Genomic DNA, 11,186 nt, shown 5'->3' with positions numbered 1-11,186 from the left:
TTATCGCACTCGACGGGCCTCATGAGTGCCCGACTTGCGGAGCCAAAGCGGACGTGTCTGTGAGGTGGTCGAGGTGACTGAGGCGTCGGCATCCGATTCGCGTCGCGTGTGTCCTGCCTGTGGTTGCGAGGTCCGTCACCAGCGCCCTGACGAGCACGATAACGGGCTCGCGGAGTGTCCGGTTGCAAAGGCGCTCACAAACAAGCCGTGGGCGGTGACCCATCGTGTCTGAGCCCGAACGTGGCGAGCGCCCACCGACGCTCGAACTCGTGACCGTTCACGACACCGAGTACGGCTACGGGAGTGGCCTGCTGACGGTCATGCTCGGCCTGAGTGCCGCGCTGTTCTACGAGACGTGGCACGCGGAGCCGTTCATCGCGACCGTCGTGGTGAGCGCCTACGTCGCGCTCTCGGCGCTCCTGTTCGAACACGGGACGCGAAACGCCTACCAGAACTGGCGACTCGCCGAGCGCGCCGGGCGGTGGTCGGATGACTGAGCGGCTACTGGCGTCGTGGGAGGACGCGCCCTACGTGAGCTACGACCGCCGGTCGGCCGTCGTCGAGCACCGAATCCGACTGGTCGTCTACGACGACGGCAACGTCGACGTCGTTCACGAGGTCCGGTCTGACGACGACCGCGCCGACGAACCCGCCGAGTGGACGCCGAAAGAGGCCCACGAGGTTCGCGGCGGGCGCGTGACGAAAACCGGAGGCCGGCCATGACCGTCCGGTGCAAGCACTGTGGGCAGACGTGGGACCGCGACCCGGTCCTCGAATCGACTGCCAACCAACCCACCGCAACAGACACACCATGAGCAGAGACACGCGCATCGCCGAAGCCTGCTACCAAATCCTCGGCGACCTGGACTGCATCAACCCCGAGACCGAACACCAAGCACAGCTCATCGACGAGGCGCGCGCCACCATCCGCGAACTCGCCGAAGACGACAAGGACCGCCACGGCACGACGCCGAGCGACGAACTCGCGGCGTTCCTTCGGGAGAAAGCGGAGGCCGACGATGACTGACATCGACCCCGAGCGCATCAAGCCGGGCGACCTCGTGAAACTCGCGGATTCGCCATCCGAGTGGCGCGTCATCGAACCGATGGAAGAACGGAAGACAGCGATGTACTCGGGAAAGCTCATCGGGGTTTGCATCCGCGGGTCGCCGGCACTCGGGGGGTGGAAGCCCGTTCGAAATATCACCGACCACGTCCCACGGGGCCAGACGTTCGAAGACCCCGACAACGAGACGCAAACAACACTCGCGGAGGTGGTGTGAGTGGCCGACAAGCCGAAGCACGTGCTCATCTACGCGCGTCGGGAGGACACGGCCCACAAGTTCCTCGGCCCACTCAACGCCGGCGACCGGGCCTACTGGCGGGTGGGCGGGACGCCACGGCAGACGGCCGAACGCGCTCGGGTGTTCTTCCACGACGGCGACCTCATCTACGCCGAGGCGATGATAACGAAACTGGAGGCCGGCCGCATCTGGTTCACACCACTCGAAAGCGTCCGCTTCGACCACCCCGACCGGCCCGACGGCGGACACCGCGGCTTCCAGTATATCGAGGGCCTGCCGACGCCGACCTCGAAGCACCTGCCGCGATGACGCGGTAGGTCGGCGTTCGTTTCCGACCACCGTTTCGGAAAACTGTTTTTGGAGTACGTTTATGTTTGCTGTAAACAAAAACAGGAAACAGAGATGGCAAACAAAAACAGACCACTCACGGCGGCGACGTACGTCGAGAAAGGCGGCGTCGGGAAGACGACGACGGCCGCGCACGTCGCGGTCGCGGCGTGCCAAGACCACGGCCTCGACACGTTGCTCATCGACCTCGCAGGAACGCAGAACGACCTCGCCACGCAGTTCGGCCTCGGCGAAGTCGCGGGGGACGTTGACGCGCCGATCTCCGCGGTCTTCGGGAGCGACTGGGACTTCATTCGCGAGAACGTCCCGGACATCTCGAATGTCGTCGAGCGCATGGTGTTCGAGACGGCGGAAGGACCCGACCTCATCCCCGCAGACCCCGGCCTCGGCGGCGCGGACAACAACCTCGCGAACGTCGTCGTCGAACAGCGCTACGAGTTCCTGCGCTCGTTCATCGACGAGGACCTCGGCGACCGCTACGACCTCGTGCTAATGGACCTCCCCGGCAAGGAGGACAACATCGCGCTCAACGGCCTCTTTGCGGCAGAGAACGTCATCGCGCCGCTGAAGCCCGGCGCGTTCGAGGAGAACCAACTGCAGAAGCTCGAAGCGACGCTCGCCGAGATAAACGACGACCTCGGCGTCGACCTCCGGCTCGCGCTCGTGTTCGCGACGATGGTCGACGGCCGCGTGTCGCTCCACGACGAGTTCGTCGACGAGCTGGAGCAAAGCCACCCCGAACTGCTCGGCCAGCCCATCCCGGCGACCGCGGGCGTCGGCAACGGGCAGGATGCCGGCCACACGCTGTTCGGGTTCGACGATGACGACCGACTCGCGAGCGCTGACCGCGCGCTCGACGCGTACCGAGAGAACGCCGACCGCCTGCTGACCAACATCTCCAACTAACCATGTCCGACGACCAATCCAAGGCCGAGGAACTGCTACAGAGTAAGAAAAGCGAGAAGCGCCACACCAGCCAGCCGGCGCGCAAGACGGCGGCCGGCGACGGCCCGGACCTCGCGAGCGCGGTCGAAGCCGCGTACCACGACATTGACGAGGGTGACATCATCGAGACGCTATCCATCCGGGACGGGAACCTCGCGGCGCTGTTCGCGGCGCTGGAGACGACCGGCGAGTTAGAGGACGTCGGCCGGCGGGCGCTCGGGCGTCTCGACCGCGACGGTGACGCGGACTCGAAAGCGCAAGTCCTCAAGGCGCTCATCCGCATCGGCCTAAGCGATGTCGCGAGCGACGAACTCGCGGCGGCGACCGAGGGCAAGCGCCGGTTCAAGCGCTCGCAGATAGAAGACGACGGTTTCTGAATCCAGTTTTCTAAAACGGTTTCTGTTTACTGTTTTTGTTTACAGTTTGCTAAAACAGATTGTGTGTGCGTCGCCACAGCTCGTCGTGTAGTTCCTGAGAAAGGCACCCGGAAGCTATGTGGTGCATCTATGGCTGATACCCAAGCATCGGACGGTGCCTTCGGAGGCGAAGCCTCCACTCACGGATAGCTTCGGGCCATACAAAAAGAGTCGGAATGGAACTCGGCGAGCGGGGCTGTCGTCGACGGCGGTGCCTATCGCCGGTCGCCGACACCGGCGTAGCGGTCGACGCGGTCGATGCGGAGGACGGGCGCGATGTCGTCGCCGTGGACGACGTGCGGGATGTCGACCGGCGAGAGCGCCGGGACGCGGAGGCCGCCGATGGCCGCTCGTGGGGGCGTCGCCGTATCGACCATGAGCGGGTAGACGACTGAGAGGTCGTCCGCTCCGGGTGCGTCGAGGACGCGGTGGCGGCTCACACCGCCGGTGGTCTCGACGCGGACGGCGTCGCCGCGCGTCAGCTCGTTCGAGATAGCCGCGAGTTCGCCACGGGACATCGTGCGCTCCTCGACGACCGCGAGCGCGGCCACACGGGCGTCGTGCGGGACGTCGAAGCGGTCGAGCGCATCGGCGATGGCCGCGGTGTCGTCGGCGAGTACGCCGTCAGAGACGAGCGACAGCGCCAACTCTGACGCGGTGTCTTCGTCGACGCCGAGTTTCAGACAGACGTTGTGAACTTGCCCGGCGAACCGTGCCTCCATTGAGGCGAGGCCGCCGTCGGTGACGGGGTCGGTGACTCGGTGGTCTGGTTCCGCCGCGTTGTGTGGGGTGTTGGTAGCCATAGATGCTTCAGGGGCTTTCGCCCCGTGTATGACTAATAGTCAGTTGTTGTAATAAGTGTTTTGTTGGGGTGTTGATGGAACTGCCGGGGCCAAAGACATAATACGCACAACAACAGTTGTACAGTCGCAGTCCGTGCAATCCTAAGCCGAACTATAGGTTGCCGGGTCGTCTACACGTCCGGTCAGAATACCAGTTCCGCCGGACGTGTCAACAATTCGTTTTAGAAGTCTCGAATCACCTTCCAGTGGGTACGAAGCGTGTTGACGGAGGTCTCCGCGGCGTCGGCAACCGCGGCTTGCGTCAGCTCCGGTTGGACGGCGTAGACACACGCGGCGGCGAACGCGCTCGGCGAGCGACCGGACGCGGTGCCGTCCTCGACGGCGTCGATAGCGATGCGGAGCGCACGGCGTTCGTCGTCGTTGCTCATGTCGAACTCAGACGCGAGGGCCGGAACGTGGTCCGCGGGCGTTAGCGGCGGGACCGCGATGCTGTCGAGTTCGCGCTGAATGTCCTTCGCGGTCGAAATCACGGCTTCGGCGTCGCAACGCGCGACCTCGTCGAAGTCCGAAGCGAAGCGGGGAATGGAGTTTTCGCGGAGCGCGATGTGCGCCGCGGCGGTCGCGAGGCGTTCGAGACTCCGGCCTTTCGCGAGGTCGGCGTCGTGTGCCGCGCGGAAAATGTAGCACGCCCGGTCGGTGACATCGTCGCCGCCGTCGAGCGCTTGCACGACGCGCTTGGCTTCGCCGAGGCCGAACATCCGGCATCGCTGACGCTTCGATTCGACCTTCGCCCGCTTGTGCTGGATGCGCATCCGGTGCATCGCAAGCGAGTTGTTGTCCGACTGGTACGAGATTTCGGACCCGAAGCCTCGGTCGTGGCGGCGAATCGTCGTCGGCGCTCCCACGCGCGACTCTTTGCGAATCTCCTCGCGCGTGCCGCTGAACTGGGGGCCGTGGTCGAACGCGGAGTCTTCGATAACCGCCGAACACTCGGGGCAGACGACCTCGTGGCCCATCTGACGGGGGGTCGCGCCGCAGTCGGGGCACGTGGTCGTGGGTGATGCAACGGTTCGAGTTGGGTAGTGGATTCCTGCCATAGATGCTTCAGGGGCTTTCGCCCCGTATATGACTAATAGTCACACTTTGTAATAAGTCCTTTGGTTGTGTTGGGCCATCAAAGCCGACGCTCGTCGAGCAAGAGTTACACACGGTGGCGGCAAATCCCCAATGGGGATGGTTCGCGACTGCCTCAACAGTCGCGTGCTATACGCCGCGGCCGGCGGTTAGAACCGCCTGAGGTCCCACGGAACGGCCGAATCTCCCCCGTGGCTTCGAATCGCCGCGGCCACCCATTCCTGCGAGTTCTCGCGGAGCATGATACTCCGACCGAATCGCTTGAACACGACCGGATAGGCCGTCGATTGGGCCATGTCCTTCGCGATGTCCTCCGCGTCGGCGCGAAGATTCGACGGGATGCCGAGCGAAGCGATAGTGCCGATACCGACCGCTCGCGGCTTGTAGAAGCCTTCACGGTGCATTTTGACAAGTATCGTTGCCCGAACTTTGTCTTCGGATTCTGAATCCATCTGTTTCACCTCCATTAGTGACTAATAGTCATACGAGATTAATAAATATTTTGGTTTAGTTGGTCGGGACAATACTTTGCGGCAAACGGTGCTGTTTCTTTGAACCAACGGCTTATGTGGCATGACAACTAATCCAGAGTATGGCAATGGATTTGGAGTATGACGGCGGTGGAAGTTCCGAAAACGCTCTGGAGAAGCTCTTGACGCCCGTTTCGAAGGTGTCGATTCTCCGCGCGTTACTGGACGCGCGCGTTCCGATGAATCCGACCGACATCTGTGAAACCGCTGGCCTCAGCAAGAACGCGTGGTACGACAACGCCGAAGACCTCATCGACCTCGGTGCGGTCAAGAAGGTCGGCGACGCGGGGAACTCGCCGATTTACATGGCTAACCGTGAGAACGAGCTGGTGCGAGCGCTCGAACGCGTGTACGATATTGCGGCCGCTCGCGACCGCGACGACCCCGCCGACAAAGCCATGCTCGACGTCCCAGACGAACTGCTCAGTGATGACGGCTAAAAAATAGTTCCCGGTTCGCTATTCGAACAGGGTGGTTTTTCTCAGGTGCTCGGCAACGGCGTCGCCGACCGCTTCGGCGAGCGCGGCACGCAGAGGGTTCTTGTGCTCGTAGAGGTCACCAGTGACCCACTTGCCGTCGTTCGAGGCGTTGTAGGCCGACAGGAAGAACCCGTTAGCGACCTTCTTGACGGTGATGACGAGGGTCACTTCACCGAAGTTGAAGCTCATGGCGAACTCGTCGCCGGGTGCGCCTTGTTTCAATCCGTCAGTGAGCGCGTCGAACCGGTCCATAGTGGAACCGGCTTCGATTTGCTCTTTGGTTGGGGTACCAGCCATTGGTTGTCTCGGGGCTTTCGCCCCGTATATGACTAATAGTCACCATCTGTCTTAAGTCTTCCTATGCCAAGTGGCCGTGGTGTATAGAAAGGTATAAGTTGGGAGATGACTATTAGTCATACAGGGGGTGGAAGCCCCCAAGCATCTATGGCAGAGAACCACAACGACGAAATCGAAGCATCGGTCGAAGAACACGGTAGCTACTGCGCGCTCGAAGTGCGCTCCAAGCGCGGCACGGGCACGCGGAACGAGGACCGCGTGAAAGCGACCCTCGCCCGCCCGACGCTCGACGACGTCGAGGGCGAGAAGGACCAGCTCATCGCGCTCGTCAAGGAGAGTCTCGGCGACGCCCGCGAGTTCCAACCCGACGCCGACGAATAGGTCGGGGGAGCCCGTGGACGCCTCTTTCGCGGTCGAACTGACGTCCGGCGTTCCCGACTGGTCGCTCGCGGTCCTGACGCTCGCGCTATCGGTCGTGTTTGCGGTCGCCGCCGGCGTCACGATTGGACTGGGTTCGGTCCTGCTCGCCGAGTTATTCGGCATCAGGTAGCCGGCCAAATAGAAACATTTTTATTGTGGTGTGACTATTAGTCATACACGGGGCGAAAGCCCCTGAAGCATCTATGGCAGAACCAAACCCAACCGAATCTGACGAACTCGACTCGTTTGAACCGCGCACGGTGCGCGCCCTGACCGAGCGGATGACCGTGTACGCCCAAGACCCCGACGCGTGGAGCGACTCGGAGGCCGCCGTCTACTCCAGTTCGACGCAGTACATTGTGTCGTTCGTTGAGGGGCAATGCAACTGCGACGACTCGTACTTCCGCCGCGCGAAGTGCAAGCACCAGCGCCGGGCGGCGTTCGCGCTCGGGATTCGGGACATTCCCGAGGACTTCCCCGAGGACCGCATCGACCCCCTGCTCCTCAAGCGCGTCCGCTCGCGGGGTCAGAAATGACCTTCTGGTGCGACATCTGTGAGATGGACCACGCGACGACGGTAGACGAAGACGGCTACACGCTCGGGCTGTGCCCGATGCGCGGCACGGTCCTCGTCGACGCCCCGGAGGTGCCGGCATGAAGGCCGTCGCCGACCGCGCCCGCGACCTGCTCGACGACGATAGCGAGTGGACCGTGGCCAACATGGCCGAGTACGTCAAGCTCACCCGGACCCGGACGCGCGTGTTCTCGCCGTCCGGCATCACCGGGGAGGACACGGTGTGCATCATCATCGTGGGCAACACGTTCGCGCTCATGTCTGGCTACAAGCGTTCGGGACCGTTCAAGTCGGGCGACCCGGTGGTGTCCGCGGTCGAAGCGACGCGCATCGTCGATGGGGTCGTTGACGACCCCGAACGCCAGTACATCGACATCAAGCCCGCACAGCAGTAACGGGCCACGACACTACGATTTTTAACCGATTCCGGGGGTAAAGTGACCGGGCGGAAACGCCCGGTGCATCTATGCGAAACGCTCTCACAACTCCCGACACGAAGACGTCCCACCCGCTGACGTTCGAGTGGGCCGACCGCCACGACCGGACGCTCCACGTCGAAACCGAGCTGTTCGCCTTCGGGTTCGTCGAACGAACCGCCGAGACCGCGACATGCTCACTCCACGACGGCCTATCCCTCCGCTCGGTCGAAGCTCGGACGCGCCGCCAACCGAACCTCAACCACGACACCGGCACGAACGGCGTCCCCGCGGCGCTCGCGACCGCGGTCGTCGGGGTCCGCTACACCTACGAGGACTCACCAGCTACCGAGCGCCGCGTCTCGTCGATTCGGCAACGGCGCGGTGCGTGGGTCGCCGTCCTCGACGACGGCACGCTCACGGTCGAAGTGAGCCGTCTCGTGGTCCTCCTCGCCGACGGAGTGGCAGTTCCGGCAGTGGCGTAACATATTTCAACTGGCGTGACTATTAGTCAGTCATGGCGCGCGTCGGCAGGACGTGCGAGTTCCACTATGACCGAAGACATACAAATCGAACCCGTTGACCTCGCGGCCATCAGATACCAAGGCGGCGCATACACGGTTGCGATAACGAAAGCGATGAATCGAATCGACAAGAGCGGCGGGTCGCTGTTCTTGGACATCCACGCAATCGAAGACATGGGCGTCCTCCCCGGTATGTGGACCGCGGACGACGCCGACGAGGTCGTGGACAAAAACACGCGGAAAATCCATGTCAAGCGAAATCAGAGCGGGGAAAGCTATCGCGTGAACATCCCCGAACGAGCGCTCGAAGACTTGGGCCTCGACCCCGAGGAGGTCCGGGAGCGCTCGGATGGGAAAAATCCGATGAAGCTCACCGTCCTCGCGGGCGACGACATGATTGTGTTCCAACCCATCTGATTCTGTTTCTCATCTAACGATTTCGACTAGTAGAAGTGACAACGCGGCTTAATTAGCGGTTTGATATGGCAAACAGTTATCACGGTTGATTGACTCGAAAGACAGTATGGCAGATAGAAAACAACTGGGGCTATCCTTCGCCATAGAGGCAATTGAGGGAGGAGACTGCAAGATGGTCGGCAATGGGACCATCTTCGCCCGAGCGGACGCGAGCGATGAGGTCGTGTCCGTCTACGAGATTGACGCCGAAGACGGTTCTCAGGAGGAGCTGTCTATCTACGGTTCGCTCGTCTGGACGGACACGTTCGATTCGGTCCTTCGGAAGCGGGGTGCGCCCGCCGCGGTCCCGTCCGACTAATCCCACGCCACGCAACCCAAGACCTACTTTTTGACTCGTCGTCGAGGCCGCCAGTCCCGAGCTTAAGTACGAGGCCGCGCCTACGTCAGTATGCGCTTGTACTACACCGGTGGGTCGCCGAACAACCTCCGGAAGGCCCGCGAACACGCGCCGTCGCACTCCCACGGCTACGGGTGGACGCCGGCGAAGATGACGCCCCACGACGCGCACTACTTCCTCGATAACGGGGCATACACCGGCGACTTCGACGGCGACGCGTGGTGTAACGCCATCGAGCGCTCGATGCTTGAGATGCCGATGGACCCCGATTTCGTCGTGATGCCCGACGTCTACGGCGACGCCGAGGCGACCGTCCGCCGCCACCTCGAATGGCTCTACGAACGCCCGCTCCCGCTTCGCTCGGGCGAGCTGATGCGCTACTGGGTGCTCCAGCCGGGCCTCCCGCTCGACGAACAGTTCGACGCCATCGCCGGGTGCCAAGGCGTGTTCGTCGGCGGCCCGGTCCGCTGGAAGCGCGCGTTCGGCGAACAGATCGTTGCGAAGGCCCGCGACCGCGACCTCCGAACGCACGTTGGAAATCCAGGCGGCGCGGGCGGACTCGTGTGGGCCTACCGCGCGGGCTTCGACTCGTGCGACACGACCAGCATCTTCCAGAACGGCTATTGGCACTACCTCGAAGCCCTCGAAGACGCGACCGAAGAGACCGACGCCGACCAGACCGCCGTCGACGACGCCGGCCAGACCGCGCTCAACGGGTGGGTGTGAACCCGTCGGTCCCGACGAGACTGATTCTCCCGAAAACACACCCGACGTTTCCGACGTTAGTCGAGAATTTCGAAGACGAACTTCGGACGAATGGCAAGTTCGTACTCGTTGTACCGACCTCCGCGACGGCCGTTGTTGCGCTCGTAGTGGTCGACAAAGCCCTGCATCGCCAACTCTCCAAGGTGGTCCCGGATAGCCCGCGTCGTGGTGAGTGGGTCTTTCCGCATCTCCTCGCAGACGCGCTCGTACGAGTCGTAGAGACGTTTGACTCGGACTGGCGTCTTGTCCGATTCTTCGAGCCGCGCGAGCGTTATGAGCACTATCTGCTGATGCTCAGTGATTGTGGTCAGGCTACTCTCCAACTCGCCCCGTTCAATCTGCTTTTTCGCGGCGTCGATGTCGTCAACGGTGACGGTGTCTCGCCCATCGCTTAGCGTGAGCCCGCCGCCGACGTCGAGCAGGTCGAGTGCTTGGCGAGCGTTCCCCGAATCGCGTGCCGCAAGGGCCGACGTATACTCGATGACGCCCTCCTCAACAGCACCGTCGACGAACGCTTTGTCCCTGCGGTCCGATAGGATTGAGTTGAGTTCGTTTGCGTTGTATGGAGGGAACTTCAGTTCACGTTCGCGGAGCGTCGACTTGGTTTTTGCAGAGAGCGTCTGGCGGAACGCGAAGTTGTTCGCGATTCCGATCAACGTCAGCGGGAGGTTCTCGTCGCTCGTATCGGATGCTTGGCGAGGGAGGTCGTACAGAAACGAATCGGCCTTTGACATGTGGTCGATTTCGTCGAGGACCAGGAATACCACATCGCCGTCGAGACTGTGCAACTCCTCGTAGAGCGTTTCGTAGGCGAGTTGCGTCGAGAGTCCGGTCTTCGGGAACTGTTTTTCGTTGTGGCCCCGGATTTGATTGATTAGCTTGCGTGAGACGTTGTACGCGGACGATTCGTTACAATTGACATTGAGAACGTCAATTTGGATGTCGTGCTCGGCCGCCGCTTCGATGAGCTGGTCCAAGACAAAATCGGTGACGGCGGTCTTTCCCACGCCCGTGTTCCCGTAGACCATGACGTTGCTCGGGGCATCGCCGAAAATCGCTTGCGCGAGGGCGTCGCGGTACTGTTTGATTTCGTCGTCACGTTCCAAGATGCGCTCGGGCGTGTAGTCCTCGGACAGCACACTACGGTCGTCGAACACCGACTGGTTCACACCTGAGAATATGTTGTCGGACATCGTCGTGTCATCTCTCTTTCTCCGACCCCGTGTCGGAGACTACCTATTCTCACTCACACGTGAGATTCACATAAAACCACCCGTTCCACTGTTTCTACTGTTCCTGTTGTTTATATACTCCCCTCACCCCGGTTTTCCACTGTTAGTCGCGGCGAGAGTCTGGTTTCCGTCTCGCCAACAGCATTTTGCCGGGACCAAAAGATATAATCTACCGTCCGAGGACA

At 62.1% G+C, this 11,186-nt stretch carries 22 protein-coding genes; 17 read left to right on the top strand and 5 right to left on the bottom strand.

What is annotated here, in order from left to right:
- Positions 1-224: 224 nt before the first annotated feature.
- The 7 genes from IEV64_RS19085 to IEV64_RS19055 all read left to right on the top strand — a co-directional run bounded on the left by IEV64_RS19085 (position 225) and on the right by IEV64_RS19055 (position 2,974).
- On the top strand, positions 225-497 hold the full coding sequence (locus IEV64_RS19085; RefSeq protein WP_152420705.1) for a hypothetical protein: 273 nt from the start codon (positions 225-227) through the stop codon (positions 495-497).
- The gene (locus tag IEV64_RS19080) at positions 490-723 is read left to right on the top strand and encodes a hypothetical protein (protein WP_007274036.1); all 234 of its coding nucleotides are present in this window, start codon (positions 490-492) and stop codon (positions 721-723) included. Before IEV64_RS19085 ends, IEV64_RS19080 begins: the two co-directional genes overlap by 8 nt.
- A gap of 88 nt (positions 724-811) precedes the next feature.
- Complete coding sequence (locus tag IEV64_RS19075; protein ID WP_007274037.1) at positions 812-1,027, top strand: hypothetical protein; 216 nt, start codon at positions 812-814, stop codon at positions 1,025-1,027.
- Positions 1,020-1,283 carry a hypothetical protein gene (locus IEV64_RS19070; RefSeq protein WP_007274038.1) on the top strand — a complete coding sequence of 88 codons (264 nt, stop codon included), beginning with the start codon at positions 1,020-1,022 and terminating at the stop codon, positions 1,281-1,283. The genes IEV64_RS19075 and IEV64_RS19070 overlap by 8 nt, the downstream gene beginning before the upstream one ends.
- Positions 1,284-1,613: a hypothetical protein gene (locus tag IEV64_RS19065; RefSeq protein WP_007274039.1), complete on the top strand. Its 330-nt coding sequence runs from the start codon at positions 1,284-1,286 to the stop codon at positions 1,611-1,613. It abuts the gene before it with no gap.
- Between the two features lie 93 nt (positions 1,614-1,706).
- Positions 1,707-2,558 (top strand): ParA family protein, encoded by an 852-nt coding sequence (locus tag IEV64_RS19060; protein ID WP_007274040.1) that lies wholly within the window; start codon positions 1,707-1,709, stop codon positions 2,556-2,558.
- A gap of 2 nt (positions 2,559-2,560) precedes the next feature.
- Complete coding sequence (locus IEV64_RS19055) at positions 2,561-2,974, top strand: DUF8115 family protein (protein ID WP_007274041.1); 414 nt, start codon at positions 2,561-2,563, stop codon at positions 2,972-2,974.
- 254 nt (positions 2,975-3,228) lie between these two features.
- Here IEV64_RS19055 and IEV64_RS19050 read toward each other — a convergent pair whose 3' ends face one another.
- The 3 genes from IEV64_RS19050 to IEV64_RS19040 all read right to left on the bottom strand — a co-directional run bounded on the left by IEV64_RS19050 (position 3,229) and on the right by IEV64_RS19040 (position 5,354).
- A complete protein-coding gene (locus tag IEV64_RS19050; RefSeq protein WP_188425030.1) occupies positions 3,229-3,816 on the bottom strand; it encodes a hypothetical protein in 588 nt (195 codons plus the stop codon).
- Between the two features lie 221 nt (positions 3,817-4,037).
- Entirely contained in the window at positions 4,038-4,913 is an 876-nt protein-coding gene (locus IEV64_RS19045) for a transcription initiation factor IIB (RefSeq protein WP_083874882.1), read from the bottom strand.
- A 186-nt stretch (positions 4,914-5,099) separates the two neighbouring features.
- Positions 5,100-5,354: a hypothetical protein gene (locus IEV64_RS19040; RefSeq protein ID WP_188425028.1), complete on the bottom strand. Its 255-nt coding sequence runs from the start codon at positions 5,352-5,354 to the stop codon at positions 5,100-5,102.
- A 188-nt stretch (positions 5,355-5,542) separates the two neighbouring features.
- Here IEV64_RS19040 and IEV64_RS19035 point away from each other — a divergent pair, with 188 nt between their 5' ends.
- Positions 5,543-5,920, top strand: a complete 378-nt coding sequence (locus IEV64_RS19035) for a hypothetical protein (protein WP_188425026.1) — start codon at positions 5,543-5,545, stop codon at positions 5,918-5,920.
- An 18-nt stretch (positions 5,921-5,938) separates the two neighbouring features.
- On the opposite strand, the gene IEV64_RS19030 is transcribed toward IEV64_RS19035, so the two are convergent.
- Positions 5,939-6,256 (bottom strand): hypothetical protein, encoded by a 318-nt coding sequence (locus tag IEV64_RS19030; protein WP_152420694.1) that lies wholly within the window; start codon positions 6,254-6,256, stop codon positions 5,939-5,941.
- A 147-nt stretch (positions 6,257-6,403) separates the two neighbouring features.
- Here IEV64_RS19030 and IEV64_RS19025 point away from each other — a divergent pair, with 147 nt between their 5' ends.
- The 9 genes from IEV64_RS19025 to IEV64_RS18990 all read left to right on the top strand — a co-directional run bounded on the left by IEV64_RS19025 (position 6,404) and on the right by IEV64_RS18990 (position 9,730).
- Positions 6,404-6,637 (top strand): DUF7389 domain-containing protein, encoded by a 234-nt coding sequence (locus IEV64_RS19025; RefSeq protein WP_007273942.1) that lies wholly within the window; start codon positions 6,404-6,406, stop codon positions 6,635-6,637.
- A 13-nt stretch (positions 6,638-6,650) separates the two neighbouring features.
- The gene (locus IEV64_RS19020) at positions 6,651-6,806 is read left to right on the top strand and encodes a hypothetical protein (protein ID WP_161618812.1); all 156 of its coding nucleotides are present in this window, start codon (positions 6,651-6,653) and stop codon (positions 6,804-6,806) included.
- Between the two features lie 73 nt (positions 6,807-6,879).
- A complete protein-coding gene (locus IEV64_RS19015) occupies positions 6,880-7,212 on the top strand; it encodes a hypothetical protein (protein WP_007273943.1) in 333 nt (110 codons plus the stop codon).
- Positions 7,209-7,334 (top strand): hypothetical protein, encoded by a 126-nt coding sequence (locus IEV64_RS20010; protein WP_268237552.1) that lies wholly within the window; start codon positions 7,209-7,211, stop codon positions 7,332-7,334. The genes IEV64_RS19015 and IEV64_RS20010 overlap by 4 nt, the downstream gene beginning before the upstream one ends.
- On the top strand, positions 7,331-7,645 hold the full coding sequence (locus IEV64_RS19010) for a hypothetical protein (protein ID WP_007273944.1): 315 nt from the start codon (positions 7,331-7,333) through the stop codon (positions 7,643-7,645). Before IEV64_RS20010 ends, IEV64_RS19010 begins: the two co-directional genes overlap by 4 nt.
- Positions 7,646-7,716: 71 nt before the next feature.
- Positions 7,717-8,151, top strand: coding sequence for a hypothetical protein (locus IEV64_RS19005; RefSeq protein ID WP_007273945.1), 435 nt, complete (start codon positions 7,717-7,719; stop codon positions 8,149-8,151).
- Between the two features lie 66 nt (positions 8,152-8,217).
- Entirely contained in the window at positions 8,218-8,607 is a 390-nt protein-coding gene (locus IEV64_RS19000; RefSeq protein WP_007273946.1) for a hypothetical protein, read from the top strand.
- A 106-nt stretch (positions 8,608-8,713) separates the two neighbouring features.
- On the top strand, positions 8,714-8,965 hold the full coding sequence (locus IEV64_RS18995) for a hypothetical protein (protein ID WP_049920430.1): 252 nt from the start codon (positions 8,714-8,716) through the stop codon (positions 8,963-8,965).
- Between the two features lie 90 nt (positions 8,966-9,055).
- On the top strand, positions 9,056-9,730 hold the full coding sequence (locus IEV64_RS18990) for a hypothetical protein (protein ID WP_007273948.1): 675 nt from the start codon (positions 9,056-9,058) through the stop codon (positions 9,728-9,730).
- A 56-nt stretch (positions 9,731-9,786) separates the two neighbouring features.
- On the opposite strand, the gene IEV64_RS18985 is transcribed toward IEV64_RS18990, so the two are convergent.
- Positions 9,787-10,962, bottom strand: a complete 1,176-nt coding sequence (locus tag IEV64_RS18985; protein WP_007273949.1) for a Cdc6/Cdc18 family protein — start codon at positions 10,960-10,962, stop codon at positions 9,787-9,789.
- Positions 10,963-11,186 lie beyond the last annotated feature (224 nt).

Origin of the sequence: Haloferax sulfurifontis, assembly GCF_014635105.1 — an archaeon.
Lineage (GTDB): Archaea > Halobacteriota > Halobacteria > Halobacteriales > Haloferacaceae > Haloferax > Haloferax denitrificans.
The sequence above is the reverse complement of the archived record's forward strand: the minus strand, read 5'-3'. Positions and strand labels throughout refer to the sequence as shown.

Bases quoted from the DNA above. Each gene is read 5' to 3' on its own strand.
- IEV64_RS19080 (WP_007274036.1), top strand. From the start codon at position 490: ATGACTGAGCGGCTACTGGCGTCGTGGGAGGACGCGCCCTACGTGAGC.
- IEV64_RS19075 (WP_007274037.1), top strand. From the start codon at position 812: ATGAGCAGAGACACGCGCATCGCCGAAGCCTGCTACCAAATCCTCGGC.
- IEV64_RS19070 (WP_007274038.1), top strand. From the start codon at position 1,020: ATGACTGACATCGACCCCGAGCGCATCAAGCCGGGCGACCTCGTGAAA.
- IEV64_RS19060 (WP_007274040.1), top strand. From the start codon at position 1,707: ATGGCAAACAAAAACAGACCACTCACGGCGGCGACGTACGTCGAGAAA.
- IEV64_RS19055 (WP_007274041.1), top strand. From the start codon at position 2,561: ATGTCCGACGACCAATCCAAGGCCGAGGAACTGCTACAGAGTAAGAAA.
- IEV64_RS19050 (WP_188425030.1), bottom strand. From the start codon at position 3,816: ATGGCTACCAACACCCCACACAACGCGGCGGAACCAGACCACCGAGTC.
- IEV64_RS19045 (WP_083874882.1), bottom strand. From the start codon at position 4,913: ATGGCAGGAATCCACTACCCAACTCGAACCGTTGCATCACCCACGACC.
- IEV64_RS19040 (WP_188425028.1), bottom strand. From the start codon at position 5,354: ATGCACCGTGAAGGCTTCTACAAGCCGCGAGCGGTCGGTATCGGCACT.
- IEV64_RS19035 (WP_188425026.1), top strand. From the start codon at position 5,543: ATGGCAATGGATTTGGAGTATGACGGCGGTGGAAGTTCCGAAAACGCT.
- IEV64_RS19030 (WP_152420694.1), bottom strand. From the start codon at position 6,256: ATGGCTGGTACCCCAACCAAAGAGCAAATCGAAGCCGGTTCCACTATG.
- IEV64_RS19025 (WP_007273942.1), top strand. From the start codon at position 6,404: ATGGCAGAGAACCACAACGACGAAATCGAAGCATCGGTCGAAGAACAC.
- IEV64_RS19015 (WP_007273943.1), top strand. From the start codon at position 6,880: ATGGCAGAACCAAACCCAACCGAATCTGACGAACTCGACTCGTTTGAA.
- IEV64_RS20010 (WP_268237552.1), top strand. From the start codon at position 7,209: ATGACCTTCTGGTGCGACATCTGTGAGATGGACCACGCGACGACGGTA.
- IEV64_RS19010 (WP_007273944.1), top strand. From the start codon at position 7,331: ATGAAGGCCGTCGCCGACCGCGCCCGCGACCTGCTCGACGACGATAGC.
- IEV64_RS19005 (WP_007273945.1), top strand. From the start codon at position 7,717: ATGCGAAACGCTCTCACAACTCCCGACACGAAGACGTCCCACCCGCTG.
- IEV64_RS19000 (WP_007273946.1), top strand. From the start codon at position 8,218: ATGACCGAAGACATACAAATCGAACCCGTTGACCTCGCGGCCATCAGA.
- IEV64_RS18995 (WP_049920430.1), top strand. From the start codon at position 8,714: ATGGCAGATAGAAAACAACTGGGGCTATCCTTCGCCATAGAGGCAATT.
- IEV64_RS18990 (WP_007273948.1), top strand. From the start codon at position 9,056: ATGCGCTTGTACTACACCGGTGGGTCGCCGAACAACCTCCGGAAGGCC.
- IEV64_RS18985 (WP_007273949.1), bottom strand. From the start codon at position 10,962: ATGTCCGACAACATATTCTCAGGTGTGAACCAGTCGGTGTTCGACGAC.